Origin of the sequence: Thioclava sp. DLFJ4-1, from assembly GCF_002020145.1 — a bacterium.
Taxonomy (GTDB): Bacteria; Pseudomonadota; Alphaproteobacteria; order Rhodobacterales; family Rhodobacteraceae; genus Thioclava; species Thioclava sediminum.
Genome location: NZ_MPZT01000003.1, coordinates 238593 through 265023, shown reverse-complemented (window position 1 = coordinate 265023; position 26431 = coordinate 238593). Strand labels below are relative to the sequence as shown.

Sequence of the window (26431 nt, the reverse complement as noted above, 5' to 3'; positions counted from 1 at the left end):
GCGGGGATGAACGCGGCCGATACCGCGTGGATCATGGTGGCGACGGCGCTGGTTTTGCTGATGACGCTGCCGGGGCTGGCGCTGTTTTACGGCGGGCTCGTGCGGGCGCGCAACGTGCTGTCGATCTTCATGCAGTGTTTCTCGATCGCGGCGCTGATGAGCGTGCTGTGGCTGCTGTTCGGCTATTCGATCGCCTTCGGGGACGCCAATGGCTATTGGGGCGGCTTGGGTAAATTCGCGCTGCTGGGCATCACGCCGGACACGCTGTCGGGCTCGATCCCCGAGATCGTCTTCTTCGCCTTCCAGATGACCTTCGCGATCATCACGCCCGCGCTGATCGTCGGCGCCTTCGTGGAGCGGATCAACTACGGCTTCGTGATGGTCTTCACCGGGCTGTGGATGCTGCTGATCTACGCGCCGGTCGCGCATTGGATCTGGGGCGGTGGCATCATGTCCGATGGCGGCATCTGGGGTGCGGTCGGAACCAAGGATTTCGCAGGCGGCATCGTGGTGCACGAAACCGCAGGCCTCGCAGCCCTCGTACTGGCGCTGATGATCGGCCCGCGGGTGAAGCGCACCACGCCGCCGCATAACCCCGGCATGGTCGCGATGGGCGCAGGGCTGCTCTGGGTCGGCTGGTTCGGCTTCAACGGCGGCTCGGAACTGGCGGCCGATGGCGTAGCCGGCATGGCGATCACCGTCACCCATATCTCCGCCGCCGCCGCCTCGCTCAGCTGGGCGCTGTGGGAGCGCATCAAGTTCGGCCGAGCCTCGATGGTGGGCCTCGTGACCGGCACGATCGCAGGTCTGGCCTCGATCACCCCGGCCTCGGGCTTCGTGGGCCCGATCGAAGCGCTGGTGATCGGCTTCGCCGCCGGGATCATCTGTCAGGAATTCGTCGTGCTGATCCGTGAAAGGCTGCATGTCGATGACAGCCTTGACGTCTTCGCGGTCCATGGCGTGGGCGGCATCTTCGGCACGATCATGATCGCAGTCTTCGGGCATGGGTCGTTCGTGGCGCAACTCGGCGCGCTGGCCGTCGTCGGTATCTTCACCGTCGCGGGCAGCTGGGTGCTGGCGATGCTGGTGCGGCTGGTCTTCCCTCTGCGCGTGAGCGACGAGCACGAAACCAACGGGTTGGACCTGTCCACGCATGGCGAGCGCGCCTATGACATGAACTCCTGATCGCAGGAGCCTGACCCAAAACAGAAAAGGCCGCCCCGACGGGCGGCCTTTTTCGTAGCACCTGAGGCGAGGATCACTCAGCCCTTGGGGCCATACAACTCCTCGGCACGTTTCTCGAAGGCGCGCACGATCCGCTGCATCGCCTCGTTGAAGACGACCCCGATCACGCCCTGCAGGATCGCGTTCTTGAACTCGAAATCGACATGGAAATCGACCTCGCAGGAGCCGTCATCGCGATCGCTCATCCGCCAATGGCTGTGCATGTATTTGAACGGCCCGTCGAGATATTCGGTCTCGATATGATGTTCGTCGGGATGCAGCACCACGCGCGAGCCGAACTTCTCGCGGAACACTTTGAACGAGATCACCAGATCGGCCAGCATCAGGATAGAGCCGTCCGGGCGCTCCTCGCGCGAGCGCACGCGGGCTGCCGAATTCCACGGCAGGAATTTCGGATAGCTCCCCACATCGGCCACCAGATCGTAGATCTGTTGCGCGCTATAGGGCATGACCCGGTTCTCGTGATGCTTAGGCATGTCTCTCCCGTTTTCTTGCGCCTCTTGATGCGCTAAAGCTAAGCCCGAGTTCAAGCCCTACAACCCGTTTCGAGGCCCGACATCATGACGCAGCGCCCCTATGTGATCGACCAGATGATTTCGGCCAAGCAGATCGCGGCCCGGGTCGAGGAATTGGCCGCCGAAATCACCCGGACCTTCAAGGGCACCGACAAGCTGGTCGTGGTGGGGCTGCTGCGCGGCTCCTTCGTGTTCATCGCCGATCTGGTGCGCGAGATCGACCTGCCGGTGGAGGTCGATTTTCTCGAGGCGTCGAGCTACGGCGACGCGATGACCAGCTCGCGCGAGGTGCGCATCCTCAAGGACCTGCGCGCAGGCATCGAGGGGCGCGACGTGCTGGTGGTCGAGGATATCGTCGATACCGGCTTCACGCTGCATCACGTGATGGGCATGCTGCGCGCCCGCAAACCGGGCCGGATCGAATGCTGTGCGCTGCTCGACAAGCCGTCGCGGCGCGAGGTCGATGTGCGCGCGACCTGGACCGGCTTCGAGATCCCCGACGAGTTCGTCGTGGGCTACGGCATCGACTTCGCACAGCGCAATCGCAACCTGCCTTTCATCGGCAAGGTGCGCTTCACCGAGGATGCTTCGTGAATTACACGTGGCTGCTGCGCATGGCGCGGTGGGCACGTCGCCCGCCGTCGATGACGCAGGTGAAGATCGTGGCCGTCGTGGCGCTGGCCGTGATCGCGATCGTTGTCATTGAAAAGCTGGGATATTGGCCGGATTGGGCGACGGTGAACCCGCGCGCGCTGCGCGCGCCCAGACCCTGAGGGCCCTCTTCCTCTTGGCGTAAATATCCCCGGGGGGGGAGGCGGGAAAAGCGGCCTTCCAGTGGAAGGACGCCCGCCGAACGCCCGACCCGCAAGCGGCGGGCCGTAGCGAGCGGGGGCAGAGCCCCCGCCACGCCAGTTTTACAGCGACGAAATGCGCAGCAGACGCGCGATCTCGCCGACGATGCCGCGGCGGAACAGCAGCACGCAGGCGATGAAGGTGCCGCCGATCACGACCTGCACCCACGAGCCGATGCCCGACAGGAAGTGCTGCAGCGTGACCACGATGAACGCACCCACGACCGGGCCGAAGATCGTGCCCATGCCGCCCAAGAGCGTCATCAGGATCACCTCGCCCGACATCTGCCAATGCGCGTCCGTCAGCGAGGCGAACTGGAACACCAGCGCCTTGGTCGAGCCCGCAAGCCCTGCCAGACCCGCCGAGAGCACGAAGGCCAGCAGCTTGAACCGGTCCACGTTATAGCCCAGCGACAGCGCGCGCGGCTCGTTCTCGCGGATCGCCTGCAGCACCTGACCGAAGGGCGAATGCACGATGCGGTAGATCGCAAGGAAGCCGACGATGAAGACGGCCGCCACGAAGTAATACATCGTGATCGGATCGCTGAGATTGAAGATGCCCAGCAGGTTGCCGCGCGGGATGCCCTGCAACCCGTCCTCGCCCCCGGTGAAGGGCATTTGCAGCGCGAAGAAATACACGATCTGCGCGAGCGCCAGCGTGATCATCGCGAAATAGATGCCCTGCCTACGGATCGCGAGCGAGCCCACGACCCAGCCCATCGCAGCGGCTGCGAGCGTGCCTGCGATGATGCCGAGGATCGGCGGGGAGCCCCAGACCTTCAGCACATGGCCCGCCACATAGGCCGCGCCCCCGAAGAAGGCGGCATGGCCGAAGCTCAGCAGGCCGGTGAAGCCGATCAGCAGGTTGAAGGCCGCCGCGAACAGCGCGAAGCACAGCAGCTGCATCACGAAGACCGGGTAGAGGAAGAAGGGGGCAACTGCGAGGAAGCCCAGCAGCACTACCCAGAACACCGCCTGCACCATGCGGCCGCGCTTATGGGTCTCGGGGCTGACATCGTCCTGTTCGAATTCGCCGATTTCGCTCGTCGTACTTGTCGTATTGCTCATGTCTTCACCCTCACCCTTGACGTCCGAAGAGGCCCGACGGGCGCACCAGAAGCACGATCACCATCAGCAGGAAGATCACCGTGTTTGCAGCGGGCGCATAGAAGACCTTGGTCACGCCCTCGATCAGCCCCAGAGAGAAGCCGGTAATCACCGCCCCCGCAATCGAGCCCATGCCGCCGATCACGACGACCGCGAAGATCACGATGATCAGGTTCGCGCCCATCAGCGGGCTGACCGAGTAGATCGGCGCCGCCAGCACGCCTGCGAGACCGGCAAGGCCGGTGCCGAAGCCGAAGGTCAGCATCACCATCAGCGGCACGTTGATCCCGAAGGCTTTCACCAGCTCGGGGTTCTCGGTGCCCGCGCGCAGCCGTGCGCCGATCCGGGTCCGCTCGATCACGAACCAGGTCACGAAACACACCACGATCGAGAAGACGATCACGAAGAGGCGGTATTTCGGGAACATCATGAAGCCGAGATTGGTCACGCCCTTCATGCTCTCCGGCATCCCCGGATAGGGCGTGCCCGACGCGTTGAAGAAGTTGATGAACAGGCCCTGCAGCACCAGCGTGATCCCGAAGGTCAGCAGCAGCGAATAGATCGGGTCGAGCTTGTAGAGCCTGCGCAGCAGGAAGCGCTCGATCAGCATCCCGAAACAGGCCACCAGGATCGGCGCGAGGATCAGTGCCGGCCAGAAGCCGATATGCAGATCCGCCATGCCGATCCACTGACCGACATAGGAATACATGATCAGCGCAAGAAACGCGCCGAGCATATAGAGCGCGCCATGCGCGAAGTTGACCACGTTCAAGAGGCCGAAGATAACCGCGAGCCCGAGGCTCAGCATCGCGTAGAACACGCCGTTGTTTAGGCCCAGCATCCCCTGGGCAAGAATAAGTCGGATCATCGGATCCATCGGGGTTGTCCTCCCTGTCGGGTCTCGGGCGCCTGAGCCCGGCCCGGTTTCTCGTTACACGCTCAGGTAATGGTTCAGCCGGTCCATCGAGGCTTCGACCTGATCGGCTTCGATCACGTCGATCACCTCGCCATGTTCGATGACGTAATGGCGGTCGGCGAGCGGGGCGGCGAAGCGGAAGTTCTGCTCCACCAGAACGATCGTATAGCCGCGCGATTTCAGGTCGCGGATCACGCGGCCCAGCGTTTTCACGATCACGGGCGCAAGACCCTCGGTGATCTCGTCAAGGAGCAGCAGCCGCGAGCCGGTGCGCAGGATGCGCGCGATGGCCAGCATCTGCTGTTCGCCGCCCGAAAGCCGCGTGCCCATCCGCTTGCGGACATTGGCGAGGTTCGGGAACATCTCGAAGAGTTCCTCCACCGACATGCCGCCCTCTCCCACGCTCGGCGGAAGCATCAGGTTTTCCTCGACATTGAGCGAGGCGAAGATGCCGCGCTCCTCGGGGCAATAGCCGATCCGCGCATCGGGCGAGATCTTGTGCGTGGGTTTCGTCAGGAACTCCTCGCCATTGATCTTGATCGAGCCTTCGCGGCGATCGACCATCCCCATGATCGAGCGCAGCGTGGTCGAGCGGCCCGCGCCGTTGCGGCCCAGAAGGGTGATCAGCTGTCCCTCGCCCAGTTCGAGATTGATCCCGTGCAGCACGTGGCTCTCGCCATACCATGCATGCAGGTTCTCGATCTTGAGCATCGGTTTGATCATCGTTTCGGTGCTCATGCGACCTCCTCCTGCTCGTCGGCGGAGACGCCCATATAGGCCTCCATGACAGCCGGGTTCTTCGACACTTCGGAATAGGGCCCTTCGGCCAGCACTTCGCCGCGCGCGAGCACGGTGATCGTGTCGGCCAGTTCGGCCACGACGCCGAGGTTATGCTCCACCATCACGATGGTGCGCCCCTCGCGGACACGGCCGATCAGCTCGGTCACGGCGCCCACGTCCTCGGTGCCCATGCCCTGGGTCGGCTCGTCGAGCAGCATGAGTTCCGGCTCCAACCCCAACGTCGTCGCGATCTCCAGCGCGCGTTTGCGCCCGTAGGGCAGCTCCACCGCCTTGAGATGGGCGAACTCCTTCAGACCCACCTGATCAAGCGCCGCGACCGCTTTCGCGTCGAGGTCATGCAGCACCGATTTGGAGCGCCAGAACTGGTAGCTCACGCCCAGCGAGCGCTGCAGCGCAAGCCGCACGTTCTCCAGCGCCGTCAGGTGCGGGAACACGGCGGAAATCTGGAACGACCGCACGATGCCCATATTGGCGATCTCCGCGGGTTTGCGATTGGTGATATCGCGGTCGTTGAAGAGGATCTTGCCCGATGTGGGCGTGATGAATTTCGTCAGCAGGTTGAACATCGTCGTCTTACCCGCTCCGTTCGGGCCGATGATCGCGTGGATCGCGCCGCGCTTGATGCGCAGGTTCACGTCATTGACGGCCACGAAGCCGCCGAAACTCTTGGTCAGGTTCTTGGCCTCGAGAATGATATCGTCGCTCATGGTCTCGCTTTCGGACTGATACGCAGGCGCAGGGCGGTCGCAATGCCGCCCTGCGCCAAGGATTTGTTCAGATCACTTGTTGACCAGCTTGCAGCCGCCCGCTTCGAGCGAGGCATAGGCCTCGTTGCCCGGAATCGTGCGTGCCACGTCGGCCACATCCCACGGATCTTCGCCGCCGTCCTTCACCTTGAGCAGATACATGTCATGCTCGAGAAGGCCGTCGGGACGGATGGTGCCGCCTTTGGCGAAGAAGTCGTCGATCTTCATCTTGCCAAGCTGCTCACGCACCTTGTCGGCGTCGTCGGTGCCAGCCGCCTTGATCGCTTGGAGATAGGCCATGGTCAGCGAGTAGTCGGCTGCGTGCACGAAGGTCGGCGCTTCGCCGCCCGAGAACTTCTCGTACTCCGCTTTCCACTTCCGGCTTTCGTCATCCATGTTCCAGTACCAACCGCTGGTGAACTGGAGGCCTTTGGCGACGTCGGTGCCGAGCGACTTCACGTCCGAGATCAGCACGAGCATACCAGCGAGCTGCTGGCCGCCTGCGACGATGCCGAATTCATGCGCCTGCTTGATGGCGTTGACGGTGTCCTGACCCGCATTCGCGAGACCGATCACCTTCGCGCCCGAGCTTTGCGCCTGAAGCAGATAGGAGGAGAAGTCGGTGGTTGCCAGCGGCACGTCCGAGCTGCCCACGACCGAGCCGCCCAGATCTTCCACGACCGAGGACGTGTTGTCCTGCAGCGCGTGACCGAAGGCGTAGTCGGCGGTGATGAAGTACCAGCTGTCGCCGCCATTCTTCACAACGGCCGTCGCGGTGCCGACCGGCAGCGCGTGGGTGTCGTAGCCGTAGTGGATACCGTATTTCGAGCAGTTCTCGCCGGTCAGAGCCGCGGTGGCAGCGCCGGTGGCGAAGGTGATGGTCTTCTTCTCGGAGGCGAGTTGCTGCACGGCAAGCGCCACGGCCGAGTTGGTCAGGTCGGCGATCATGTCGACATGCTCTTGGTCGATCCACTCGCGAGCGGTGGCCGAACCGACGTCCGCCTTGTTCTGGTGGTCGGCCGAGATCACTTCGATCGGCTTGCCGAGAACTTCGCCGCCGAAGTCGCGCACGGCCATCTTGACCGCGTCGACCGCGCCCTTACCCGAGAAACCGGTCGAATAGACGCCGGACATATCGCCCAGCACACCGATTTTCACGGAGCCGTTCGAGATCGCGTCCTGCGCCATCGCGCCGCCTGCGGCGATGCTCAGCGCTGCGGCACTCACACCTGCGTAAATAGCTGATTTCATCAACATTCCTCCCATTGGTTGATATATTTGGCTCCCCGGCGCGCGGCGCCATGAGAGCACACCGACGGGACGCATTTTCGGTCCCCACCGGATTACGATCTTGTTTTTCTCCTCATGCGGCCGTCCCTGCTCCTCAACGCGGCCGCCAGTGAATTCAGCGTGGAAACGGACGGACATTCAAGTGCTTGCGCCGCCGCGGTTCCCGATGACCCGATAAACTTCCTGTCAGTGCACGCACCTTAGGCAGAAACCGGCCATGTGCAAAAGGCTAGGTGGGAAAATGCACGCGACCATGCCACGTATTGCCAAACGCATGTGCGAAAATGCCCATATCTCCCGTTTTTCCGACACGAGACCGCAAAAAGGACCGTCAATGAGCTTCGATTGGGACGATCTCCGATTCTTTCTTTCGGTGGCCCGGGCCGGTCGCCTGACCGTCGCAGCCCGTGCGATGGGCACCGATCATGCCACTGTATCACGTCGGGTCAAATCTCTGGAGACCCAGCTTGGCGCGCAATTGTTCGAGCGTAGCCCGCGCGGCTATGCGCTCTCGGAACATGGCGAGCGGCTTCTGGCGAAGGCCGAGCAAATCGAGAATGTCGCAGCCCGCGTGCAGGATGAACTCTCGGGCACGCTCTATGCGCTGTCCGGCACGGTGCGGATCGGCGCGCCCGATGCGTTCGGGGCGTTCTTCCTCGCGCCGCGTCTGGCCGAATTCATCAAGGCCAATCCCGAACTGGAGGCGCAGCTGGTCGCCACGCCGCGGCTGTTCTCGCTGTCCAAGCGCGAGGCGGATATCGCGATCACCCTGTCGCGGCCCGAAAAGGGGCGGCTCGTGTCACGCAAGCTCACCGAATACACGCTGCATTTCTATGCGTCCCCCGATTACCTCGCCCGCAATCCGGGGATCAACCGCAAGGAGGATCTGCTGAAGCACCCGCTGGTCGGCTATATCCCCGAGCTGATCTACACGCCGGAGCTGGATTACCTGTCGGTCACGCTGGGCGATCACACGCCGCGCCTGTCCTCGACCAACCTCTTCGCGCATAAGCATGTCGCGGAGGCCGGACGCGGGATCGCGGTGCTGCCCGACTTCCTCGCCCGCCATTCGACGAAGCTGGTGCCGATCCTGCCCGACGAGATCGAGATCCGCCGCACCTTCTGGCTGGTGACCCATGAAGACCTGCACGAGATCGCCCGCGTTCGTGCCGCGATGCGCTTCATCGCCGAGGAAGTCTCGAAGAACCGTGCAGAGTTCCTGCCCCGGATCACTGCCACCAGCACCTGACCACCCGACCGCAAAGCGACCGGGCGTCGTGGCGCTGTCATTCCTGTGCGGGCATTACTGTGCGGGCTTGCGCGCGAAATCGTCGATGGTGATCCCGCCATTGGCATTCTTGTCGAGCTGGGCGAACCACTTGGCCGTGCTGGTCTGGAACTCGGCCAGCGTCACCAGCTTGTCGCCATCGGCATCGGTCGCGGCCATCGTCATGCCATCTGCCATCTTCTGCATCTGCGCGCGCTGCTGACCCTCGTAGCCCGCCACGTCATTGGCGCGCGCCTCGTCGAAGACCGCGTGCTCCTCGGCGTCGAGCTTGCCGTCTTCATTGGCATCGAAAGACGCGAAGACATCCGAGCGCATCTGCTCCAGCTCGGCCAGCGTGGCCGTGCCGTCGCCATCGAGATCCCAAGTGGACATGAACTGCTCGCCGGGGGTCTCTGCCTGAGCGGCGAAGGGGAGCGCGGTGAACAGCGCCGCGATCAGAATGGAGGTCTTGGTCATCTCGGATCATCTCTCTGACTTGGCCGCACAACAGATGGGCGGCCTGTTTTCGGGTTGCCCGGAGGATGTAGACAGTGCGGCGCGTCACAGAATGTGCCAGATCGCCGCGCGGCGTTTGTGCCGCAGGCAGCTTGAGCGACGCTCATGATCTTGGCGCGGATTATTCCGATGCACAGAGGTGGCCCAGCCCCCTGCCCGGCTGCTATCACCTGCCCCACAGTCACCGGCACGTCGCTCAGCCGCGACGGAATGTCGAAAATCCACCCTGTCCCGCGTCGGTTTCGGGCAATTCTGCGCATACGAGGAGAGATTCGCATGGCACAGATCACCTTGGTCTATTGGCGTGACATCCCGGCCCAAATCATTGCGGGCAAGGGACGGCGTGGCGTCAAGAAACCGCTGCCCGAACGGTTCGAGCAGGCGATCGACCGCGCGGCTATGAAGATCGGCGCCCGCGACAGCGACGCCTATCTGGCCGAGTGGCGCAAGGTGGCTTCGGGTGAAGAGCCCGGCGACGATGCCGAAGCGGCCGAAGCCGTGCTGGCGCGTATTCTCTCTGACTATGACGACGCGCGGTTGCGTGCGTTGATTGCCAATGACGGCTGGAACACCCAGCCCGACGCGTAAGGGAGAATAGGCGCATGGCTCTTGTGAATTTCCGCCGCGAGGCCAAGACCCCGGCCCGTCCGCCGGTGAACGGCAAGATGGCGGCTCTGCTGGAGGGCGCCTCGGTCGAGGTGATGCCCCGCACCGCCGCCAAGGTGGAAAGCTTCGCGCCTTTGTTCGCGAAGGGCTCCCGCGTCTATATCGCCCATATCGACGGCACCCCGATCGAGGAGATGCTCGCCACCGCCAAGCGTCTGCGCGAAGAGGGTTTCGAGCCGATGCCGCATTTCCCCGCGCGCATCATCCGCGACGAGGCACAGCTCAACGACTGGGTCGCGCGCTATCGCGGCGAGGCAGGCGTCGAGCAGGCACTGCTACTGGGCGGCGGCGTGGCCGAGCCGAAGGGCGAATTCCACTGCGCGATGCAGATGATCGAGACCGGCGCGTTCGACGGCTTCGCCCGTCTGCACGTCGCCGGCCACCCCGAGGGCAACCGCGACATCGACCCCAAAGGCGGCGAGGCCGAGGTGATGGCCGCGCTGAAGCTCAAGCAGGATTTCGCGAACCGCACCGACGCGGATATGGCGATCGCCACGCAATTCGCCTTCGAGGCCGGTCCGATCCGCGACTGGGCCAAGCGCCTCGAGGCCAACGGCATCGAAATGCCGGTCCATCTGGGCATCGCAGGCCCCGCGAAACTGCAGACGCTCTTGAAATTCGCCATCGCCTGCGGCGTCGGACCCTCGCTGAAAGTGCTGCAAAAGCGCGCCCGCGACGTGACCAAGCTGCTCATGCCCTTCGAGCCGACCGAATTGCTGGCCGATCTGGCCGCCGATTGCCCGTCGAATATCGAAGCCGTGCATTTCTTCCCGCTGGGCGGTATCACCGCCACAGCCAATTGGATCGCCGAACAGAGAGGCCATGAATGACCCGCACCGTCCTTGAGTCCAAAACCAAAACCGTCGTGATCGGCTTTGACGAGCCCTTCTGCGTCATCGGTGAGCGGATCAACCCCACGGGCCGCAAGAAGCTCGCCGCCGAGCTGGAGCAAGGCGATTTCTCGACCGTCGAAAAAGACGCGCTCGAGCAGGTCGCCTGCGGCGCCACGGTTCTGGACATCAACTCGGGCGCGGTGTTCTCGAACAAGATGGCCGAAGACCCGCGCTATGCGGACAACAACTTCGTCGAACCCTCGCTGATGCGCGATCTGATCAACTGCGTGCAGGGCGTGATCGATGTGCCGCTGTGCATCGACAGCTCGGTCCCGGCGGCTCTCGAAGCAGGTCTCGAAGCCGCCGAAGGCCGCCCGCTTCTGAACTCGGTCACCGGCGAGGAAGAGCGTCTGGAACTGGTTCTGCCGCTGGTGAAGAAATACAACGTGCCGGTCGTCGCGATCTCGAACGACGACACGGGGATTTCCGAAGATCCCGACGTGCGCTTCGCCGTGGCCAAGAAGATCGTCGAGCGTGCCGCCGATTTCGGCATCCCCGCGCATGACATCGTGGTCGATCCGCTGGTGATGCCGGTGGGCGCGATGGCCTCCGCGGGCCGTCAGGTCTTCACGCTGGTCAATCGCCTGCGCGACGAGCTGGGCGTGAACACCACCTGCGGCGCGTCGAACATCTCCTTCGGCCTGCCGAACCGCCACGGGATCAACGGGGCCTACCTGCCGATGGCGATCGGCGCGGGCATGACCTCGGCGATCATGAACCCGGTGCGCAATCAGGAGATGGAGGCGATCCGCGCCGCCAACCTGCTGATGAACCACGACCCGAACGGGATGGAATGGATCCGCCTGTCGAAGACGCTCGACGCGATGAAAGAGGGCGGTCTCAGCTTCGCCGAAGCCTCGGCAGCCGCGGCCACCTCCTCCGCCGGTGGGCGTCGTGGCGGGCGCCGCCGCCGCGCCTGATCCGATCCACGAAGACAGTCGAACGCCCGGGGCTCGCTCCGGGCGTTTCGCATTTTGCGCATCGCGTTTCGTCCAAGCCGGATTTGCGGCCCATCCAGCGACGATTGTTGCGCAAACAGGCACACTTTGTCCGCATTTTCGCGACAATGGCGATGATCACGGCGCGATTCGCGGATCCGTGATCAATCCGAGCGCCCACGCACAGAAACCGTCTCGTTCAGCGCTTTGCAGCCTTGGCTGTGCAGCAAACCGGCGGGATGTCGCCGCTTCAGGGCGCGCAGGGTCAAAATTCCAATTATAAGGCAAAGATTTACTGGTCGGGCTTAAACCCGTATGTGTACCTTTGCGGCAACGAACAGGGATCACACGCTGCCATGCGCTTAGCATTCAAACCGCTCAGCGCGGCCTCCCCGGCGCCAACGCGCCTCGGGACGGCACCGCGCTCAGGCCTGCTGACAGGCGCGTCCCCCGGACGTGCTGCGGCGCGGGCGGGCACGCTTGCTGCGCTGATCATCGCGGGCGCCCTCGCCGCCTGTTCGACCAACAGCCCCGAAGTGACGACGGCCCGCGGCACGGCCCAGTTGCTCGACCTGTCCGCGCCCGATCTGGCGCCGGGGCTCAAGAACGGTCCCCCGTCTGAGCGGCTCCCCGATAACAGCCATCTGGGCGCCGACTTCATGGAGCTCAGCTTCTTCCTCGAATCCGGTCGCGCCCTGCCGCGTTTCACCCGGTTCGAAGGCCCGGTCTCGATCACGCTGGCGGGCAACGCGCCGCCCGTGGCGCAGACCGAGCTTGGCCATCTGGTCCACCGGCTGCAGAGCGAGGCGGGGCTGAACGTCTCGACCGAGCCGGGCAATGCCAACACGATCTCGGTGCAATTCGTACCCAAACGGCAGATGCGCCAAGAGGTTCCCAACGTCGCCTGCTTCGTGGTGCCGAATGTCGAGAGCTGGACGGATTACCGCAATTCGCATGGCGACGAGGCGAGCGATTGGGCCAAGCTGACGCAACGCCAATCCGCCACCGTGTTCATCCCGGCCGACTCCACGCCGCAGGAAATCCGCGACTGCCTGCACGAGGAGGTCAGCCAGGCGCTCGGGCCGGTAAACGATCTCTACCGCCTGCCCGACACGGTCTGGAACGACGACAATTTCCACACCGTGCTGACCAAGTTCGACATGACGATCCTGCGCGCCTATTACGATCCGGCACTGCATACCGGCATGAGCCCCGCCGAAGTGCGCGCGGCCCTGCCCGCGATCCTGTCGAAGATCCACCCGTCGGGCGGTTCGATGCACGCCCTGCCCGCCGATCCGACGCCGCGCGCCTATGTGAAGGCGATCACCACCGCGCTCGGCCAAGGCGCGAGCGACAAGCGCCGCCGCGCCGCTGCCGAACGCGCCACCAAGATCGCTACCAGCCGGGGCTGGCATGACAGCCGCGCCGCCTTCGCGTGGTTCGCGGTCGGGCGGCTGACGATGAAGACCGATCCCGAGAAAGCGGTCGAGGCCTATAAGAAAGCGGGCCGGATCTATCGCGCGACACCGGGCGCGGAAATTCAGGCCGCACATATCGACATGCAGCTTGCGGCCTACGCGCTTGGCACGGGTCGCGCGCAGGAGGCAGTGTCGCTGGTGAACCGCGCGCTGGCCTCGGATGTGTCGAGCGAGAACGCCTCGCTGATGGCCACGCTCTACATGATCCGCGCCGAAGCCTATGGCCAACTGGGTGACGCGACGCAGGAACATCAGGCCCGTCTCGACATGCAGCAATGGGCGCGCTATGGCTTTGGCTCTGACGCGGCGGTGAAACGCCGCGCGGATGAGGTGGCGGCCCTCGCCAATGCGGGCGCTCGCGTGAACTGACCGCAAAAGGCGGACCGGGCGCGCCCGGACCAAGACCGTAAGGGGGCGCAGCATGTATGTTCTGGCAGGTGTCGTGATCGGGCTGATCTGGGGCGACTGGAAGGCCCGCAAACGCGGCGGCAACAAGCTCGACCGGGCGCAATATGCCGCCGTCCATGCGATCGGGCTGGCGCTGGTGGGCCTCTTCGTCACCGTGATCATCAACCGCATCTGGGCATAATCGGAGGGCGGCGATGTTCCTGCCATTCTTCGATGCTCTTCGGCGCGGCGGTGTCCCCGTATCTCTACGCGAATATCTGAGCTTCCTCGAAGGGCTGGCCGCGGGGCTTTGCACCTACGATATCGACGGCTTCTACTATTTCGCCCGCGCCGCGATGGTGAAGGACGAACGCTTCCTCGATCGTTTCGACCGGGCGTTCTCCGAGGCCTTCTCTGGGCTGGAGGCGATCACGCCGGACGATGTGCTCAATGCCGTCGATCTGCCCGAGGAATGGCTGCGCAAACAACTGGAGAAACACCTCACCGAGGAAGAGAAAGCGCAGATAGAGGCGCTTGGCGGGTTCGACAATCTGATGGAGACGCTGAAGAAGCGGCTCGAGGAGCAGAAAGGCCGCCATCAGGGCGGCAACAAATGGATCGGAACGGGGGGCACCTCGCCCTTCGGCGCTTACGGCTACAACCCCGAAGGCGTCCGCATCGGCCAGAAAGAGAGCCGCCACCAGCGCGCCGTGAAGGTCTGGGACAAGCGCGAGTTCCGCGATTTCGACGACACGGTCGAACTGGGCACCCGCAACATCAAGGTAGCGCTGAAACGCCTGCGCCAATGGGCGCGGCACGGCGCGAACGAAGAACTGGACCTGCCCGGCACGATCCGCGCCTCGGCCGAAGCGGGCTATATCGACGTCAAAACCCGCCCCGAGCGACACAATGCGGTGAAGGTCGTGCTGTTTCTCGATGTGGGCGGCTCGATGGACGCCCATGTGCAGCTGGTGGAGGAACTGTTCTCCGCGGCCAAGTCCGAGTTCAAACATCTCGAGCACTGGTATTTCCACAATTGCCTCTACGAGGGCGTCTGGAAATCGAACAAGCGCCGCTGGAACGAGGCGACGCCGACCTTGGACGTGCTGCATCGCTATGGTCCCGATTACAAATGCATTTTCGTGGGCGACGCCTCGATGTCTCCCTATGAGATCACCCATCGCGGCGGCGCCAACGAGCATTGGAACGACGAGGCGGGCCATGTCTGGCTGACCCGTGCGCGCGAGCAATGGCCCGATCACACATGGCTCAACCCGATCCCGGAACGCGGCTGGGGCTACACGCAGTCGATCCAGATCATTCGCGAGATCTTCGAGAACCGGATGCATCCGCTGACCCTCGAAGGGATCACCGCGGCAATGAAGGAACTCGGATGAACCGGCTGCGCTACCTCTGGGGGCATCACAAGATCGCCTCGCTGGGCTTCATCCTCGCGGTCGCGCTGTCGCTGTTCTTCGGCGCGAGGTTCGTCTCGCGCGCGATCTACTGGTCCGACCCCGCCCATCTGCATCAAAGCCCCGAGGAATGGATGACGCCGGGCTATATCGCGCGCAGCTGGCATCTGGAGATCGAGGAGGTCGACGCGATCCTCGGCATCAAGGATGGGCGTGCGCTGGTCGGCGCGGGCCGCCCGACCCTGGAACGTATCGCAAAGGCCAAGGGCGAGCCGCTGCAGGACCTGATCCGCAAACTCTCGCTCGGCCTGCCCAAGACCATCGCCGATAAAGAGGCGCAGCCGCAGCAATGAGCTTCTCCGACCTCTCAGATTGGCTGCTCGCACAGGTGCCGCTCTACGGGCCGTGGCTTCTCGGTCTCACGACCTTCCTGAGCTGCCTCGCGATTCCGGCCCCCTCCTCGCTGATGATGATCGCAAGCGGCGCCTTCGTGGCCTCGGGCGATCTCGACCTCGCGACCGTCGGCGGCGCGGCCTTCACCGGCGCGGTGATCGGCGATCAGGTGGGCTTCCAACTGGGCCGCCGGGCCGAGCGCTTCCTGCCCCATCCCGACACGAAACGCGGTGCACTGGTCGCGAAAGCGATGGCCGCCCTGCGCAAGCGCGGCGCGGTCACAGTGTTCTTCACCCGCTGGATGTTCTCCGCGCTCGGGCCTTGGGTGAACCTCGCCGCCGGCGCGTCCGGCTTCGCGCATCGCCGCTTCACCCTGGCCGATCTCGCGGGCGAAGCGGTCTGGGTCACCACCTATGTGGGCCTCGGCATCACTTTCGGGGCCAATCTGGACGCCGCGGCCGAGCTTGCGGGCAACGCGCTGGGGCTGCTGGGCGCGGGTGCTGCCGCCTTCGCCTTCGGCTGGTGGCTGTGGCATGCGGCCAAGCGCGCCCCCAAAGCCTCCGATCCGACGCCTGATCACGACGCTTGATCACGGGCCTGCGAGCCGCCATATCCTTCCCATGTTGTTGCGCCTTCTCCCCATCCTGCTGCTGGTCCTCTACGGCTTCGCCATGTGGCATTTCTCGACCTGGCAACTCAAACGCCAGCTGAACGGGAATTCGCGCCGGTTGCGCGACAGCAAGCTGGAGCCCTATCTCGACCGGCTCGCCGCTGCGCTCGAGGTCTCGGAAATTCCGGTCCATGTCTATCAGATCGAGCCGGTGAACGGTCTCGCCGCCCCCGATGGCCGCGTCTTCATCACCGAAGGCTTCATGCGCAAATATCGCAGCGGTGAGGTATCCCCGGAGGAACTGACCTCGGTGATCGCGCATGAGCTGGGCCATGTCGCCTTGGGCCATTCGCGCCGCCGCATGATCGACTTCTCAGGCCAGAACGCCCTGCGCGCCGTGCTGATGACGGTGCTTGGCCGCTTCATCCCCTTCATCGGCCCGTGGATCGCCAATCTGATCACCGCAGCACTCGCCGCCCGCCTCAGCCAGCGCGACGAGTTCGAGGCGGATGAGTTTGCCTCCGCGCTGATGATCAAGGCGGGCTTCGGCACCGAGCCGCAGGTCACGCTGTTCCACAAGCTCGACGCGCTGACCAAGAACGCGGGCCAGACCACGCCCGCCTGGCTGCTGACCCACCCAAAGACCGAAAAGCGCATCGCCGCCATTGAGGCGAACCAGCTGCGCTGGTCGCGCGCAGAGCACTGATTTTCCTTACTTTCGCCGCGCAGGGCCGCTAATCTGCCCGCGAGGAAGGGCAGTGAATGACAAGCGGGTCTCTAGCGCGGGTGCACAGGCGCCGGGTGTTCTACATCCCCGGCTACGACCCGATTCATCCCCGCCGCTACCGCGAGCTCTACCGCAAGGAAGGCGCAGACCAAGCCCGCATCTCGGGCTACGAGATCGCGCTGGCCCCGAAACGCGCAGGTGGCCACTATGGCTGGCACGTCACGTCGACGCAGGGTGGCGCCGAGGTCGAGGCCGATGTCGAGGTGCTCGTCTGGTCCGATATCGTGCGCTCATCCATGGGCAAGTCGATCCCCGCGACCTACGCGCAACTGGTCCGCACGGCCTGGGCCTATATCGCCTCCGGCGCGCTGTTCCGACTGATGCGGCTGCGCAAAGGCCCGGTGATCGCCGCGCTCTACCCGATCGTCGCGCTGATCGTGCAGGCGCTGATCGGGATCGGCCTCGGCTGGGCCGGTGCCGCACTCGCATCGGCGCTCCTGCCCGGCTTCCCGCTCGACTGGCTCGCGGGCCTCATCCTCGCCGCCGCGATCCTAGCCCTGACCTTGCGCTGGTTCCGGGCCAAGGACGGCAAGCTCTTCGCCTATTACCTGATGCATGACTACGCCTTCACCGCCCGCTGGGGCGGCGCGAACCCGCCCGAACTCGAAGCCCGCATGGCCGAATTCGCCGCCCGCATTGAAGAGGCGATGCGCGAGGACTGGGACGAGGTGCTGATCGTCGGCCATTCCTCGGGCGCCCATCTCGCCGTCTCGATCCTCGCCGACCTGATCCGCGAGAACCGCCTCCCCCCTTCCTCTTGGCAAAAATATCCCGGGGGGAGGCCGTCAGGCCGGGGGGCAGCGCCCCCAGCGCTTTCCTTCCTGTCGCTCGGTCAGGTCGTCCCGATGGTGAGCTACCTGCCCCGCGCGACCCGCCTGCGCGCCGATCTCGCCTACCTCTCCACCCGGCCCGAGCTGTTCTGGCTCGACGTGACCGCGCCGGGCGATGGCTGCGCCTTCGCGCTCTGCGATCCGGTTGCGGTCTCGGGCGTGGCCCCGGAGGGCCAGATCCACCCGCTGGTAATCTCCGCCGCCTTCACCCAGACGCTGAGCCCCGAGCGCTGGCGCACCCTCCGCTGGCGCTTCTTCCGGCTGCATTTCCAGTATCTCTGCGCCTTCGACCGGCCCGGAGATTACGATTATTTCCGCCTGACCGCCGGGCCGCTGACGCTGGCCGAACGCTTCCACGGTCGCGCCCCGTCGAAAAGCCGGATCACGACGCCCGCGAACCGGTTCACGAGCGTCACATGAGCCAGCCGTCCCGCCTGCCCCCGAAACCGACCCCGCGCCCGGATCGCGTCTCGCTCTGGCGCTATTTCCGGCTGTTCAAATCCGACATCCTCTCGGCCCAGCCCGCGCGTCTCTACCGCGCATGGATGGCCGAGTTCCGCACGCCGTTCTTCCGCTCCTATATGTGCAACGACCCCGATCTGGTCGATCTGGTGCTCAACAAACGCCCGATGGATTTCCCGAAATCCGACCGCGTGCGCGAGGGGCTGAAACCGCTTCTGCGCGAGAGCGTCTTCATCACCAATGGCGCGCAATGGCAGCGCCAGCGCCGGATCATCGACCCGGCCTTCGAAGGCGGCAAACTGCGCGAGACCTTCCCCGCGATGTGGGCGGCGGGTGAGGATTGCGTCGATCGGTTGAATATGAAGACCGACGCCGAACCGTTTGATATTGAAACGGAAACCTCTCACGTCGCCGCCGATATCATCTTCCGCACCCTGTTCTCGATCCCGATCGAGGATGCGACCGCCAGCGCCGTGTTCGCCGCTTTCAAGCGCCATCAACGCGCCTCCCCGGTGGTCAATCTCGGTGCGCTGCTGCCGCTGCCGCGCTGGTTTCCGCGGTTTCACGCGCGCGAGACGAAACGCACCGCGGCCCGTATCCGCGCGCTGATCGAGCGGCTGACGACAGAGCGCGCCGCCCGGATCGCCGCCGGCACCGCGCCCGACGATCTGGCGACCAAGATCATGACCACCGCCGATCCCGAAACCGGCGAGACCTTTGACACCGCCGAGATGGTCGATCAGGTCGCGATCTTCTTTCTCGCGGGCCACGAGACCTCCGCCTCGGCGCTGGCATGGTCGCTCTATCTGCTGGCGACGGATCCCGAATGGCAGGACCGGTTGGCCGAAGAGGCAGCGACCGCGCTGGAAGAAAGCCAAGACTTTTCCACGCTTTCCAAGCTGAAGTTGAACCGCGCCGCTTTCCGCGAAGCGATGCGGCTTTACCCGCCCGTCCCGATGTTCGTGCGCGAGGCGACCTGCCCGGAAACCTTCCGCAAGCGCGCGGTCAAACCGGGGTCTCAGGTGGTGATCTCACCGTGGCACCTGCATCGCCACGAGCGGCTCTGGGACAATCCCGACGGGTTCGACCCGAGCCGCTGGGAGACCGAGAACGGCAAGGCCTGCCAGCGCCGCGCCTATATCCCGTTCTCCTCCGGCGCGCGGGTCTGTCCCGGCGCGGGGTTTGCGATGGCGGAGGGGCCGCTTGTGCTCGCGATGCTGCTGCGGGCGTTTCGGTTCGAGGCTGTCGAGGGCCGCGAACCGGTCCCCGTCGCGCATCTGACGGTGCGCGGCAAGGACGGGATTTACCTCATGATTTCAAAGCGTTGAAGGGGCTCTGCCCCCGCTGGCTCTGCCAGCCCCCGGGATATTTCGGCCCAGCCGAAGGGATCAGTCGCGCACGACCAGATCTGCGGCGCGGCTCTCGCGCGCGATGGTGCGGCCATTGGGTAGGTCGTTTTCCTCGACGCGGCGACGCGTCTCGGCAAGATCGCAGCCCTGATCGCGCCAGCGTTGGGTCAGCCGCTCGCGCAGCACTTCTTCGGGCAGATCGATGCGGATCGTGAGATCGAAGAGCGGGTAGAGATCGCTCCAACCGGGCCGCGTCAGCAGCAGGTAATTGCCTTCGACGATCAGATATTTCGCCGAGCCCGGCACGCTTGCGCCGCCCGGAACGGTGGCGTCCAGATCGCGGTCGAAGGTCGGCACGGGTTCGTTCTGGCGGCTCGACTTCAGCCGCGCAAGAAGCTGCGAAAACCCTTCTGTGTCAAAGGTTTCCGGCGCGCCCTTCACGTTGCGCAAGCCGCGTGCGTCGAGCCAGTCATTGTCGCGGTGAAATCCATCCATCGCGACGATGGCCGATTGCTCTCCGAGCGCCTCGGCCAGCTCATGCGCAAGATGCGACTTGCCCGCACCGGGGCCGCCGACCAGCCCGATCAGCAGCCGCTCGCCCGGAAGCTGGCGGATATGCGAGGCCAAATCGGCGCGCGGCACCTGCAGCTCGCTCTCCATGAAGGCCCCGTGATCGCCCATCGGGCCGTCGCTATCGCCGAGCCAATCCGGCATCACGACATCGCCTTGATGAACCGTCCCAGAGCTGCGGCCGGGTCGGCTTCGCGCCAGACCTCGTCGCCGAAGGCAAACCAGTCGGTGACGGGGGCGAATTTCGTGACCAATTCTTCGGTCAGCGCGCCCTCGGCCACCACCGGCACTTCGATCACTTCCGACCACCAGGCGAACAGCTCATGTTCGGCGGGTTCCGCCGTGCCCAGATTGGTCTCGCCGATCGGGCCGAAGCAGACATAGTCGGCCCCCGCCTCGCCCGCGTTCATCCCCTCGTGACGGGAATTGCCGCAGTAACTGCCGACGATCGCATCGTCGCCAAGTTTCTTGCGGCCGTAGCGGATCTGCTTCGCGCCATCGGTGAAATGCACCCCGTCGAGCCCGTGGCGTTCCACCAGAGCGACATGGGATTCGATCACCAGCGCCACGTCGCGGGCATGGGCCACTTCGCGCATCGCATCGGCGATCCGACCGATCTCGTATTCGTCGCGGCTGGCCAGCGACAGGCGGATGCAGGCGATGTCATGCGCATCGAGCACCGAGGCCAGTTTCGGCGCGAATTCCTCGGCGTCGAAAGCGGGCGGCGTGATCAGGTAAATCTGCGGGCGGTCTTCGGCCATGGGCAGGCTCCTTTGCGGGTCTTGGCCGCCTATTAACGCAAGCGGCGCGGCCTTGCCAGTGCCAGCTTGCGCGACTAGGAGAGGCGCGAAAGGACCGCCCATGCCCAACACGCCCGAAATTCCCGATCCCGCCCAGCCCGCCTTCATCCTCGTGCGTCCGCAGATGGGCGAGAATATCGGGGCGGCGGCGCGCGCGATGCTGAACTTCTCGCTGCGCAAGATGCGGCTGGTGGAGCCGCGCGACGGCTGGCCCAACCCCAAAGCGGTGGCGATGGCCTCGGGTGCAGCCGGTCAGGTGCTCGACTTCGCGGGCGTCTATGACAGCGTGGCGGACGCCGTGGCCGATTGCGATTACGTCTTCGCGACCACCGCGCGGGGCCGTGAATTGCCCAAACCGATCTACACGCCCGAGGCGGCGATGGAGGAGGCGCGCAAACGCATCGTCGCGGGCCAGAAGGTCGGCGTGCTTTTCGGGCCCGAGCGCACGGGGCTGGAGAATGACGACATCCTGCGCGCCAATGCGATCATCACCGTGCCGGTGAACCCGGAATTCTTCTCGCTCAACCTCGCGCAGGCGGTGCTGTTGTCGGCCTATGAATATTCGCGCCACACGCTCGAGTCGGTGCCGGTCGATCCGGGGCTTGCGGGCCATGATCCGGCGAGCGCGGTCGAGGTCGAGAAGCTGGGCGATCACTTCGAGCAGCGGCTCGAGGAGGCAGGCTTCTTCCACCCGCCCGCGAAAGCGCCGATGATGAAGCGCAACCTGCGCAACATGTGGACGCGTTTCGCGATGACGCGCTCGGAGGTGCAGACGCTGCACGGCGCTCTGCGACAAATTCTCCGCCCGCGCGACTGACGCTTGGTCAAAGACGCCGCTTGCGCCATCTTGGCAGCATGTGGCGCGTGATCCGGGTCTCAGTATTGGCACTTCTGGCGGGTGGGCTTTTGGGTCTGCTCGCGCTGTTGTGGTTCTACCCGGTACTGGCGGCGGGGCTGTGCCCGCGCTGTTTCGGGATGGACCGGGCCGCGCCGGGCATTTTCGTCGAACATGAGATGAGCCGCGCAGAGCGGCGCGATCTGGTCGAGACGGTCGATGCGGCGCGCGATACGGTCGCCCATTTCTACCCGACGCGCGAAGCCCATACCCGCATTCTCGCCTGCACGAGCGACGCCTGCGACCGCCGCCTTGGCGGACGGGGTGCGGCGGCGGTGACCTATTCGCTCGGGGCTTGGGCGGTCGTGCGCGTGGCCCCGCGCGGGCTGACCGAGACGATCCTCGCTCATGAGCTGACCCATACCGAGACCCATGCCCGGCTGGGCGTGTTGGGTCAGGTGCGCGGTCGGATGCCCGCGTGGTTCGACGAGGGGCTCTCGGTGCTGGTCTCGAACGATCCGCGCTATCTCGGGCAGGGCTCGGGTATCGAGCGCTGTCAGGCGCTGCCGCGCGCCGACCTGCCTAGCTCGCCTTTCGACTGGGCGCCGCAGGCCGGGCGCGACAACGGGCTTTATGCCGAGGCCGCCTGCGCCGTGCTGATCTGGGAGGCGCATCAGGGCGGGCCCGAGGCCATCCTTGCGCGGCTGGAAGACGGGCGCAGCTTTCCCTGAAACGCAGCCATGCACGCGGCTTGCGCGGATTGCCCTTGACCTGAGGCCGTGTGCGCAGAAAAAGGGGCCATGGCACAGGCAAATCTTCATATCGACCTCGACGCAGTGGTCAGCAATTGGCGCGCTCTCGATGCGCAATCGGGCGCGGCGACGCGCACCGCGGCCGTGGTGAAAGCCGACAGCTACGGCTTGGGCGCAGGGCGCGTTGCCCCGGCTTTGTATCAGGCGGGTGCGCGGGACTTCTTCGTCGCGCTGGCCGAGGAAGGCGCGCGGCTGCGCCCGCATCTGGGCGAGGACGCGCGGATTTTCATCCTCGGCGGTCATATGGCGGGCGATGCGGGTTTCCTGCGCGACGCGCGGCTGATCCCGATGCTAAACTCCGCCGAACAGGCGCAGCGGCATCTGCAGGCGATCCCCGAGAGCCCCGTGGGCGTGCAGCTCGACACCGGGATGAACCGGCTCGGGATGGAGGCGGCCGAGTGGCAGGCCACCGCCCCGCAGCTGATGGAGCGCGGAATCGAGCTGGTGATGAGCCACCTCGCCTGTTCCGACGAGCCCGATCACCCGATGAACGCCAAGCAGCTGGCCGAGTTCAAACGGATGACTGACGGGATGGGGCTGAGCCGCTCGCTCTCGGCGACGGGCGGCATCCTGTTGGGCCCGGATTACCATTTCGACGTGACGCGACCCGGCATTGGCCTCTACGGCGGGCGCCCCTTTGACGACGCGCGCCATGTCGCGACCCTGTCGCTGCCGGTGATCCAGACCCGTGTGGTCCAGCCCGGCGAAACCGTGGGCTACGGCAACACCTGGACCGCAGAGCGCGAGACGAAGATCGCGACCCTCTCGGCGGGCTATGCCGACGGGATCCACCGCGTGCTGTCGAACATCACCGCGCTTTACGCAGACGACACGCCCTGTCCGCTGCGGGGCCGCGTCTCGATGGACCTGCTGACGGTGGATGTGACCGATCTCGACACGGTGCCCGACACGCTCGATCTGCTGGGGCCGCATCAGGGCGTCGATACGCTCGCGGATCTGGCGGGCACGATCGGCTATGAGATCCTGACCTCGCTCGGCCCCCGCTATGCCCGGAATTACGCGGAGCCCACCGCATGAATGCAGCGGCGCTCAGCCGACCGCTGGCCGCGCTGGGGCGGGCCACGCTCGCGCTGATGGCGGCGACGGGGCGGCTGTCGTTCTTTGTGGGCGAGACGCTGAGCCACCTGCTCCGCCCGCCCTTCTACCTGCGCGAATTCTGGCTTGCGTGCCTGAATATCGGCTGGCTGTCGCTGCCAGTCGTGGGAATGACCGCGCTGTTCACCGGCGCTGCGCTGGCACTGCAGATCTACGCGGGCGGCGCGCGCTTCTCGGCCGAGCAGGTCGTGCCCTCGATCACCGCGATCGGCATGGTGCGCGAGCTCGGCCCGGTCCTCGGCGGTTTGATGGTGGCCGCGCGGGTGGCCTCCTCCATCGCGGCCGAGATCGGCACGATGAAAGTGACCGAGCAGATCGACGCGCTCACCACGCTCTCGACCAACCCGATGAAATATCTCACCGTGCCGCGCGTGCTGGCCGCGACGCTTTGCGTGCCGATGCTGGTCGGCGTGGGCGACGTGATCGGCATCATGGGCGGCTGGATGGTCGGCGTGAACCGCCTCGGCTTCAACTCGGCCACCTATCTCAAGAACACATGGGATTTCCTCGAATTCTGGGACGTGGGATCGGGCCTCGTGAAGGGCGCGGCCTTCGGCTTCATCGTGGCGACGATGGGCTGCTATCACGGGATGAATTCGGGCCGCGGCGCGCAGGGCGTGGGCCGGGCCACGAAATCGGCGGTGGTCGCCGCCTCGGTCGCGATCCTCGCCGCGAATTACGTGCTGACGGAGGCGTTCTTCTCGGCATGATCACCCTCGACGCCATAACCCGGAGTTTCGGATCGAAACACGTCCTGCGTGGCGTCGATCTGATCGTGCCGACCGGCCAATCCACCGTCATCATCGGCGGCTCGGGCACCGGCAAATCGGTGCTGCTGAAATGCATCCTCGGGCTGATCGAACCCGATGGCGGCAAGATCACCCTCGACGGGGTCGACGTGCATGAGGGCGAGCGCGATGCGTTCCTCGCCCGCTTCGGGATGCTGTTTCAGGGTGGCGCGCTGTTCGACAGCTTCTCGGTCTGGGAGAACGTGGCCTTCCGCCTGCTGCGCGGCGCGCTGAAACGGCCCAAGGCGGAGGCGCGCGAGATCGCGGTGGAGAAGCTGCGCCGCGTGGGTCTCTCGCCGGATGTGGCGGACCTTTACCCAGCGGAGCTGTCGGGCGGGATGCAGAAACGCGTGGGGCTAGCCCGCGCCATTGCCGCGGAGCCCGAGATCATCTTCTTCGACGAACCCACGACCGGGCTCGACCCGATCATGGCGGGCGTCATCAACGAGCTGATCCGCGAGATCGTCACCGAGATGGGCGCGACCGCGATGACGATCACCCATGACATGTCCTCGGTCCGCGCGATTGCCGACCGCGTTGCGATGCTTCATGCGGGCAAAATTCGCTGGGAAGGTCCGATCGCGGAAATGGACGAAACTTCAGACCCTTACGTCCAGCAATTCATCCACGGGCGCGCCGAAGGACCGATCGAAACGCTTCGTTAACACACCGGCTGCGGAACCAAGCGAATTTCCGCGCATTCTCCCCAAGTGCTTGATCCGCCAACGAGACTCAATCTCGGACCGGAACTGGCCGCTATCTTCAATATGGGAACCGGGGGGAGGTCACATCATGCAAACCGAACAGGTAGGAAGCGCCAATCTAGACCGTTTCAACGCGGCAATTGGCCAAACACTCACCGTCACTGTCGCAGTCACCGCACTCGCCGCCATCGGCGCGGTCGCAGCCGCCTCGCTCGGCTTGATGCCGTGGCTCAGCCTAGAGGCGCAATTCGGCGAAACCGCCCTGCCCGATTTCGGTGTCTGGCTGCAGGTGGGCGCGGCCTTGCTGGCGCTGATCCTCTTGCTTTATCTGCCCTCCTGCTCGCGCGTATCCAAGCTCGAAGGCAGCCACCGCCGCTTCCATGTCGGCATGGATGACGTGGCCCGCGCCTATCGTAGCGCCCACGATTCCGATCGCGCGGGCGTCTTCGCGCTCTCGGGCGAATTCGACGCGGTGCGCGAGCGTATCACCCATCTGCGCCAGCATCCCGATCTGGGCGGGCTGGAGCCGGAACTTCTGGAACTGGCCGCACAGATGAGCCTGCAATCGCGCGATCTCGCTGAGGTCTATTCCGCCGAGAAAGTCAAACGCGCCCGCGCCTTCCTCGAACAGCGCCAGCAAGAGGCCGAGACTCTGAGCGATCAGATTTCTGTCGCCCGCCGGACCTGCTCGGAGCTGCGCGAATGGCTGACCGATGTGGAGACTGAAGAGCGCGAGGTCAGTGCCGAGTTCAGCCTGCTGGAGCGCGACCTGCGTGACATCCTGCCGCTGCTGGGCTACGAAATCGAAGACGGCCCGCAGCCCAATGTGGTGCCGATCGCGAAGAAAGAATCCAAGTCGTAACGGGGCCTGAGCGCCCCTAGGGGTGAGCGCCGGCCGATGCTGAAATACGCCAATCTCGCGCTCTTGCTTCTCTTCCCCCTCGCCTGGGCCGCGCCGCTTCTGCGCGCGGGGCTGTTGCCCTTCTTCGGGCTGGAGGAGATTTCGGTGCTCAGTGGGTTGCAGACGTTGTGGCGGACCGATGTGTTCCTCGCCCTGCTCGTCAGCTTCCTCGCGCTCTTTGCCCCCTATCTGAAGGTGATCGGCGTCGCGCTGATCCAGTTCGATCTGGCCGCGCCGCGCCTGCTGCCCGCGCTCAATATCCTCGGCAAGCTGGCGATGGCCGACATCTTCCTGATCGCGATCTATATCGTGGTGGCGAAGGGCGTGGGCGTCGGGCGGCTCGAGACGGCCTGGGGGCTGTACCTGTTTACCGGATGCGTCGCGGCCTCTTTCGCGATCTCGCATCTGGAAATGAAAAAGGCGCCGCGAGGGTGATCCCCCGG

Annotated in this window: 31 protein-coding genes; 22 read left to right on the top strand and 9 right to left on the bottom strand. The window is 65.0% G+C overall.

The features are described 5' to 3' along the window. The first annotated feature begins 6 nt into the window (after nt 1-6). Nucleotides 7-1185: an ammonium transporter gene (locus BMI85_RS11150; RefSeq protein ID WP_078601571.1), complete on the top strand. Its 1179-nt coding sequence runs from the start codon at nt 7-9 to the stop codon at nt 1183-1185. 77 nt (nt 1186-1262) lie between these two features. Here BMI85_RS11150 and BMI85_RS11145 read toward each other — a convergent pair whose 3' ends face one another. After that, on the bottom strand, nt 1263-1721 hold the full coding sequence (locus BMI85_RS11145) for a type II toxin-antitoxin system RatA family toxin (RefSeq protein WP_078520790.1): 459 nt from the start codon (nt 1719-1721) through the stop codon (nt 1263-1265). An 84-nt stretch (nt 1722-1805) separates the two neighbouring features. Between BMI85_RS11145 and hpt the strand changes: the two genes are divergently transcribed. Together hpt and BMI85_RS11135 are read left to right on the top strand one after the other, a co-directional pair. Beyond that, complete coding sequence (hpt, locus tag BMI85_RS11140) at nt 1806-2354, top strand: hypoxanthine phosphoribosyltransferase (RefSeq protein ID WP_078520791.1); 549 nt, start codon at nt 1806-1808, stop codon at nt 2352-2354. Then, entirely contained in the window at nt 2351-2533 is a 183-nt protein-coding gene (locus tag BMI85_RS11135) for a hypothetical protein (RefSeq protein ID WP_078550189.1), read from the top strand. Before hpt ends, BMI85_RS11135 begins: the two co-directional genes overlap by 4 nt. A gap of 141 nt (nt 2534-2674) precedes the next feature. Here the strand turns inward: BMI85_RS11135 and BMI85_RS11130 are convergent, their stop codons facing one another. From BMI85_RS11130 to BMI85_RS11110, 5 genes are all read right to left on the bottom strand, one after another. Continuing rightward, the gene (locus BMI85_RS11130) at nt 2675-3595 is read right to left on the bottom strand and encodes a branched-chain amino acid ABC transporter permease (protein WP_078601570.1); all 921 of its coding nucleotides are present in this window, start codon (nt 3593-3595) and stop codon (nt 2675-2677) included. A gap of 94 nt (nt 3596-3689) precedes the next feature. Continuing rightward, complete coding sequence (locus tag BMI85_RS11125) at nt 3690-4586, bottom strand: branched-chain amino acid ABC transporter permease (RefSeq protein ID WP_246831903.1); 897 nt, start codon at nt 4584-4586, stop codon at nt 3690-3692. Nucleotides 4587-4649: 63 nt separating this feature from the next. Next, entirely contained in the window at nt 4650-5357 is a 708-nt protein-coding gene (locus tag BMI85_RS11120) for an ABC transporter ATP-binding protein (RefSeq protein WP_198453301.1), read from the bottom strand. A gap of 11 nt (nt 5358-5368) precedes the next feature. After that, nucleotides 5369-6142 carry an ABC transporter ATP-binding protein gene (locus tag BMI85_RS11115; protein WP_078540781.1) on the bottom strand — a complete coding sequence of 258 codons (774 nt, stop codon included), beginning with the start codon at nt 6140-6142 and terminating at the stop codon, nt 5369-5371. A gap of 72 nt (nt 6143-6214) precedes the next feature. Then, nucleotides 6215-7432: an ABC transporter substrate-binding protein gene (locus tag BMI85_RS11110; RefSeq protein ID WP_078601341.1), complete on the bottom strand. Its 1218-nt coding sequence runs from the start codon at nt 7430-7432 to the stop codon at nt 6215-6217. Nucleotides 7433-7805: 373 nt separating this feature from the next. Here BMI85_RS11110 and BMI85_RS11105 point away from each other — a divergent pair, with 373 nt between their 5' ends. After that, nucleotides 7806-8720, top strand: coding sequence for a LysR family transcriptional regulator (locus BMI85_RS11105; RefSeq protein ID WP_078520797.1), 915 nt, complete (start codon nt 7806-7808; stop codon nt 8718-8720). A 54-nt stretch (nt 8721-8774) separates the two neighbouring features. On the opposite strand, the gene BMI85_RS11100 is transcribed toward BMI85_RS11105, so the two are convergent. Then, nucleotides 8775-9215: a hypothetical protein gene (locus tag BMI85_RS11100; protein ID WP_078550184.1), complete on the bottom strand. Its 441-nt coding sequence runs from the start codon at nt 9213-9215 to the stop codon at nt 8775-8777. 315 nt (nt 9216-9530) lie between these two features. Here BMI85_RS11100 and BMI85_RS11095 point away from each other — a divergent pair, with 315 nt between their 5' ends. The 11 genes from BMI85_RS11095 to BMI85_RS11050 all read left to right on the top strand — a co-directional run bounded on the left by BMI85_RS11095 (nt 9531) and on the right by BMI85_RS11050 (nt 19441). Further along, nucleotides 9531-9842 carry a virulence factor gene (locus BMI85_RS11095; protein ID WP_078520799.1) on the top strand — a complete coding sequence of 104 codons (312 nt, stop codon included), beginning with the start codon at nt 9531-9533 and terminating at the stop codon, nt 9840-9842. A 14-nt stretch (nt 9843-9856) separates the two neighbouring features. Continuing rightward, entirely contained in the window at nt 9857-10750 is an 894-nt protein-coding gene (locus BMI85_RS11090; RefSeq protein WP_078601340.1) for a 5,10-methylenetetrahydrofolate reductase, read from the top strand. Then, on the top strand, nt 10747-11733 hold the full coding sequence (locus tag BMI85_RS11085) for a methyltetrahydrofolate cobalamin methyltransferase (protein ID WP_078520801.1): 987 nt from the start codon (nt 10747-10749) through the stop codon (nt 11731-11733). The genes BMI85_RS11090 and BMI85_RS11085 overlap by 4 nt, the downstream gene beginning before the upstream one ends. 374 nt (nt 11734-12107) lie before the next feature. Further along, on the top strand, nt 12108-13598 hold the full coding sequence (locus BMI85_RS11080) for a DUF2927 domain-containing protein (RefSeq protein WP_078601339.1): 1491 nt from the start codon (nt 12108-12110) through the stop codon (nt 13596-13598). A gap of 52 nt (nt 13599-13650) precedes the next feature. Continuing rightward, entirely contained in the window at nt 13651-13818 is a 168-nt protein-coding gene (locus tag BMI85_RS21425) for a hypothetical protein (RefSeq protein WP_165756950.1), read from the top strand. Nucleotides 13819-13831: 13 nt separating this feature from the next. Beyond that, nucleotides 13832-15013: a VWA domain-containing protein gene (locus tag BMI85_RS11075; protein WP_078601338.1), complete on the top strand. Its 1182-nt coding sequence runs from the start codon at nt 13832-13834 to the stop codon at nt 15011-15013. Further along, nucleotides 15010-15384: a hypothetical protein gene (locus tag BMI85_RS11070; RefSeq protein WP_078601337.1), complete on the top strand. Its 375-nt coding sequence runs from the start codon at nt 15010-15012 to the stop codon at nt 15382-15384. Before BMI85_RS11075 ends, BMI85_RS11070 begins: the two co-directional genes overlap by 4 nt. Next, complete coding sequence (locus BMI85_RS11065; RefSeq protein ID WP_078601336.1) at nt 15381-16013, top strand: DedA family protein; 633 nt, start codon at nt 15381-15383, stop codon at nt 16011-16013. Before BMI85_RS11070 ends, BMI85_RS11065 begins: the two co-directional genes overlap by 4 nt. A gap of 34 nt (nt 16014-16047) precedes the next feature. Next, the gene (locus BMI85_RS11060; RefSeq protein WP_078521041.1) at nt 16048-16740 is read left to right on the top strand and encodes a M48 family metallopeptidase; all 693 of its coding nucleotides are present in this window, start codon (nt 16048-16050) and stop codon (nt 16738-16740) included. Nucleotides 16741-16796: 56 nt separating this feature from the next. Further along, nucleotides 16797-18071 (top strand): hypothetical protein, encoded by a 1275-nt coding sequence (locus BMI85_RS11055; RefSeq protein ID WP_078601335.1) that lies wholly within the window; start codon nt 16797-16799, stop codon nt 18069-18071. Beyond that, entirely contained in the window at nt 18068-19441 is a 1374-nt protein-coding gene (locus BMI85_RS11050; RefSeq protein WP_078601334.1) for a cytochrome P450, read from the top strand. The genes BMI85_RS11055 and BMI85_RS11050 overlap by 4 nt, the downstream gene beginning before the upstream one ends. Nucleotides 19442-19501: 60 nt before the next feature. Here BMI85_RS11050 and BMI85_RS11045 read toward each other — a convergent pair whose 3' ends face one another. Then, complete coding sequence (locus tag BMI85_RS11045; protein ID WP_078601333.1) at nt 19502-20176, bottom strand: AAA family ATPase; 675 nt, start codon at nt 20174-20176, stop codon at nt 19502-19504. Further along, complete coding sequence (locus BMI85_RS11040) at nt 20176-20793, bottom strand: thiamine phosphate synthase (RefSeq protein WP_078601332.1); 618 nt, start codon at nt 20791-20793, stop codon at nt 20176-20178. The genes BMI85_RS11045 and BMI85_RS11040 overlap by 1 nt, the downstream gene beginning before the upstream one ends. Before the next feature lie 100 nt (nt 20794-20893). Between BMI85_RS11040 and BMI85_RS11035 the strand changes: the two genes are divergently transcribed. From BMI85_RS11035 to BMI85_RS11005, 7 genes are all read left to right on the top strand, one after another. Further along, nucleotides 20894-21649: an RNA methyltransferase gene (locus tag BMI85_RS11035; RefSeq protein ID WP_078540750.1), complete on the top strand. Its 756-nt coding sequence runs from the start codon at nt 20894-20896 to the stop codon at nt 21647-21649. 38 nt (nt 21650-21687) lie between these two features. Beyond that, a complete protein-coding gene (locus BMI85_RS11030) occupies nt 21688-22398 on the top strand; it encodes a hypothetical protein (protein ID WP_210402343.1) in 711 nt (236 codons plus the stop codon). A 69-nt stretch (nt 22399-22467) separates the two neighbouring features. Then, on the top strand, nt 22468-23517 hold the full coding sequence (gene alr / locus BMI85_RS11025; RefSeq protein WP_078601330.1) for an alanine racemase: 1050 nt from the start codon (nt 22468-22470) through the stop codon (nt 23515-23517). After that, complete coding sequence (locus tag BMI85_RS11020) at nt 23514-24305, top strand: ABC transporter permease (RefSeq protein ID WP_078601329.1); 792 nt, start codon at nt 23514-23516, stop codon at nt 24303-24305. Before alr ends, BMI85_RS11020 begins: the two co-directional genes overlap by 4 nt. Beyond that, on the top strand, nt 24302-25048 hold the full coding sequence (locus tag BMI85_RS11015) for an ATP-binding cassette domain-containing protein (RefSeq protein WP_078601328.1): 747 nt from the start codon (nt 24302-24304) through the stop codon (nt 25046-25048). The genes BMI85_RS11020 and BMI85_RS11015 overlap by 4 nt, the downstream gene beginning before the upstream one ends. A gap of 127 nt (nt 25049-25175) precedes the next feature. Then, nucleotides 25176-25949, top strand: a complete 774-nt coding sequence (locus BMI85_RS11010; protein WP_244176646.1) for a DNA repair protein — start codon at nt 25176-25178, stop codon at nt 25947-25949. Between the two features lie 36 nt (nt 25950-25985). Beyond that, complete coding sequence (locus BMI85_RS11005) at nt 25986-26423, top strand: paraquat-inducible protein A (RefSeq protein ID WP_078520814.1); 438 nt, start codon at nt 25986-25988, stop codon at nt 26421-26423. Nucleotides 26424-26431: the final 8 nt, after the last annotated feature.

Excerpts from the sequence above, each read along its gene's own strand:
- BMI85_RS11065 (WP_078601336.1), top strand. The coding sequence starts at position 15,381 with ATGAGCTTCTCCGACCTCTCAGATTGGCTGCTCGCACAGGTGCCGCTC.
- BMI85_RS11075 (WP_078601338.1), top strand. The coding sequence starts at position 13,832 with ATGTTCCTGCCATTCTTCGATGCTCTTCGGCGCGGCGGTGTCCCCGTA.
- BMI85_RS11110 (WP_078601341.1), bottom strand. The coding sequence starts at position 7,432 with ATGAAATCAGCTATTTACGCAGGTGTGAGTGCCGCAGCGCTGAGCATC.
- alr (WP_078601330.1), top strand. The coding sequence starts at position 22,468 with ATGGCACAGGCAAATCTTCATATCGACCTCGACGCAGTGGTCAGCAAT.
- BMI85_RS11020 (WP_078601329.1), top strand. The coding sequence starts at position 23,514 with ATGAATGCAGCGGCGCTCAGCCGACCGCTGGCCGCGCTGGGGCGGGCC.
- BMI85_RS11015 (WP_078601328.1), top strand. The coding sequence starts at position 24,302 with ATGATCACCCTCGACGCCATAACCCGGAGTTTCGGATCGAAACACGTC.
- hpt (WP_078520791.1), top strand. The coding sequence starts at position 1,806 with ATGACGCAGCGCCCCTATGTGATCGACCAGATGATTTCGGCCAAGCAG.
- BMI85_RS21425 (WP_165756950.1), top strand. The coding sequence starts at position 13,651 with ATGTATGTTCTGGCAGGTGTCGTGATCGGGCTGATCTGGGGCGACTGG.
- BMI85_RS11130 (WP_078601570.1), bottom strand. The coding sequence starts at position 3,595 with ATGGTGCAGGCGGTGTTCTGGGTAGTGCTGCTGGGCTTCCTCGCAGTT.
- BMI85_RS11055 (WP_078601335.1), top strand. The coding sequence starts at position 16,797 with ATGACAAGCGGGTCTCTAGCGCGGGTGCACAGGCGCCGGGTGTTCTAC.
- BMI85_RS11120 (WP_198453301.1), bottom strand. The coding sequence starts at position 5,357 with ATGATCAAACCGATGCTCAAGATCGAGAACCTGCATGCATGGTATGGC.
- BMI85_RS11085 (WP_078520801.1), top strand. The coding sequence starts at position 10,747 with ATGACCCGCACCGTCCTTGAGTCCAAAACCAAAACCGTCGTGATCGGC.
- BMI85_RS11045 (WP_078601333.1), bottom strand. The coding sequence starts at position 20,176 with ATGCCGGATTGGCTCGGCGATAGCGACGGCCCGATGGGCGATCACGGG.
- BMI85_RS11095 (WP_078520799.1), top strand. The coding sequence starts at position 9,531 with ATGGCACAGATCACCTTGGTCTATTGGCGTGACATCCCGGCCCAAATC.
- BMI85_RS11115 (WP_078540781.1), bottom strand. The coding sequence starts at position 6,142 with ATGAGCGACGATATCATTCTCGAGGCCAAGAACCTGACCAAGAGTTTC.
- BMI85_RS11100 (WP_078550184.1), bottom strand. The coding sequence starts at position 9,215 with ATGACCAAGACCTCCATTCTGATCGCGGCGCTGTTCACCGCGCTCCCC.
- BMI85_RS11145 (WP_078520790.1), bottom strand. The coding sequence starts at position 1,721 with ATGCCTAAGCATCACGAGAACCGGGTCATGCCCTATAGCGCGCAACAG.
- BMI85_RS11090 (WP_078601340.1), top strand. The coding sequence starts at position 9,857 with ATGGCTCTTGTGAATTTCCGCCGCGAGGCCAAGACCCCGGCCCGTCCG.
- BMI85_RS11035 (WP_078540750.1), top strand. The coding sequence starts at position 20,894 with ATGCCCAACACGCCCGAAATTCCCGATCCCGCCCAGCCCGCCTTCATC.
- BMI85_RS11150 (WP_078601571.1), top strand. The coding sequence starts at position 7 with ATGAACGCGGCCGATACCGCGTGGATCATGGTGGCGACGGCGCTGGTT.
- BMI85_RS11125 (WP_246831903.1), bottom strand. The coding sequence starts at position 4,586 with ATGATCCGACTTATTCTTGCCCAGGGGATGCTGGGCCTAAACAACGGC.
- BMI85_RS11070 (WP_078601337.1), top strand. The coding sequence starts at position 15,010 with ATGAACCGGCTGCGCTACCTCTGGGGGCATCACAAGATCGCCTCGCTG.
- BMI85_RS11005 (WP_078520814.1), top strand. The coding sequence starts at position 25,986 with ATGCTGAAATACGCCAATCTCGCGCTCTTGCTTCTCTTCCCCCTCGCC.
- BMI85_RS11040 (WP_078601332.1), bottom strand. The coding sequence starts at position 20,793 with ATGGCCGAAGACCGCCCGCAGATTTACCTGATCACGCCGCCCGCTTTC.
- BMI85_RS11080 (WP_078601339.1), top strand. The coding sequence starts at position 12,108 with ATGCGCTTAGCATTCAAACCGCTCAGCGCGGCCTCCCCGGCGCCAACG.
- BMI85_RS11105 (WP_078520797.1), top strand. The coding sequence starts at position 7,806 with ATGAGCTTCGATTGGGACGATCTCCGATTCTTTCTTTCGGTGGCCCGG.
- BMI85_RS11030 (WP_210402343.1), top strand. The coding sequence starts at position 21,688 with ATGTGGCGCGTGATCCGGGTCTCAGTATTGGCACTTCTGGCGGGTGGG.
- BMI85_RS11010 (WP_244176646.1), top strand. The coding sequence starts at position 25,176 with ATGCAAACCGAACAGGTAGGAAGCGCCAATCTAGACCGTTTCAACGCG.
- BMI85_RS11050 (WP_078601334.1), top strand. The coding sequence starts at position 18,068 with ATGAGCCAGCCGTCCCGCCTGCCCCCGAAACCGACCCCGCGCCCGGAT.